Origin of the sequence: Bacillus sp. JJ1127 (assembly GCF_036965845.1) — a bacterium.
Lineage (GTDB): Bacteria > Bacillota > Bacilli > Bacillales > Bacillaceae_G > Bacillus_A.
Window position 1 is genome coordinate 1 of sequence record NZ_JBALQK010000413.1, and the last position, 1,627, is coordinate 1,627.

Sequence of the window (1,627 nt, forward strand, 5' to 3'; positions counted from 1 at the left end):
GAATACCCCCGTATAAATAATATACCTTTTTTACATTTGGTCAAACTTCTCCATTTAAATCATGCTAGCAAATCAAAGGTGACATAAAAATAGCACAACAATATGAACTTCGTGTGAACTTACAAAAAAGTAAATTCAACAACTGGTAATCATACTTACTATACATCATCTAAGTATTATAATTCTACAAAATAGTAGGATTTTACCTCATAAACTTCTAAGTATATTTAAAGAAGGGAGATGAACAAACATGACCCTATATCCAGTCATTTCCAAGAAATTAGTCGCTGTAGGTTATAATCCATCATCTATGATTTTACGAATTAAGTTTAGAAATAGCACATACGATTTCTATGATGTACCAGAAAGTATTTACAAAGGATTACTAAACGCTCCATCAAAAAGCTACTATCACGATACTTACATTAAAAATTCTTATCGTCACACTAAAATTTAACATAACCACTATTCATACAATCAGGCAATGTGTACAAAAAGAAGACATTATGCGATTCAACATAATGTCTTCTTTTCATTAATATGGAATATATTCGTAATGCCATCCCTTTTCATCGAGCCAAGCAGTGAATTTGTCTAGTCCTGGATTACTCATCTTCTCAGTTAGTACGTACGGTGTAGAATTTTCACCTTCGAAAATGATAGAACCTTTTATATCCTGCTCTAATAAAATCCCAGAAACTTCTTTGACCGCTTCAAGTCCTAAACCGCCTGTTTTTACTTTTCTTCTCCCATCATCTGCCAATGCATTTTCTCCTCCAATAAACCATGATAAACTTTTATCGCCTATAAGATAATTCAAATCGCATTTTCCAATGCCAGCCACATTCCCCGAATCAGTGTATTGCCATATGTCGCATACATAAGCTGGTTTGTTTCCGCCATAACGAGGGATCCAAAGAAAATCCGCTTTCACTCCACTTAATCCATACTTGTTGTACATGTGGTGACCTACATATAACCCCACTCTCCACCCCGCCGCTTGACAAGTATTAATAAACACTTGAGATGCTTCAGCCAACTTATTAGGACCACAGCTTTTAAGTGTATCGTCTTCTACATCTAGTACAAGAAACTTAGCATTAGGACTTGTTCTTGCCATAAAATCTTTCGCTTCTACAATTGCATCTTTAACCGAAGCATAACAGCCATACGCATATGCAGCATGCGAGACACCGCGTTGCTCCAAATTCGCGACATAGCTTTTATACTGCTCATCTACTGTTCTTGAGCCATACTGTACCCGGCAGATTGCAAGAGCAATTTGTGGCGCCGCTACATCCCAATTAATATTCACGTTCCACTTAGAGATATCAATAATATGTTTCTTCATACTTTATCTGCTCCTTTCTTAAGATAACATTCAAAGCTTGTCTTGTTGTTTATTCCAATGGGTAAAACAATGGTAATGCTTTACTTAATGGATTACCATCTAACGATATGTATATAGCTCAAACTATATATGAATAGGCGTTTTGTTTTATAATTTCAAACCTACTACAAAAATCTCCAAGTAAAAATACACATGAGGCTATTCTTTTACTATAGAAATAAAAAATGACTCCTATTATTTAGAAGTCATTTTTTAGAAAAGTAAATTTTCTAATAT

Annotated in this window: 2 protein-coding genes; one reads left to right on the top strand and one right to left on the bottom strand. The window is 34.5% G+C overall.

Features of this window, described 5'->3' with window-relative positions; genetic code table 11:
* Nucleotides 1–250: 250 nt before the first annotated feature.
* Nucleotides 251–457: a KTSC domain-containing protein gene (locus tag V7183_RS25300; RefSeq protein WP_097899507.1), complete on the top strand. Its 207-nt coding sequence runs from the start codon at nucleotides 251–253 to the stop codon at nucleotides 455–457.
* Between the two features lie 78 nt (nucleotides 458–535).
* On the opposite strand, the gene V7183_RS25305 is transcribed toward V7183_RS25300, so the two are convergent.
* Entirely contained in the window at nucleotides 536–1,351 is an 816-nt protein-coding gene (locus V7183_RS25305) for a GH25 family lysozyme (RefSeq protein ID WP_335361256.1), read from the bottom strand.
* Nucleotides 1,352–1,627 lie beyond the last annotated feature (276 nt).

Excerpts from the sequence above, each read along its gene's own strand:
- V7183_RS25305 (WP_335361256.1), bottom strand. The coding sequence starts at position 1,351 with ATGAAGAAACATATTATTGATATCTCTAAGTGGAACGTGAATATTAAT.
- V7183_RS25300 (WP_097899507.1), top strand. The coding sequence starts at position 251 with ATGACCCTATATCCAGTCATTTCCAAGAAATTAGTCGCTGTAGGTTAT.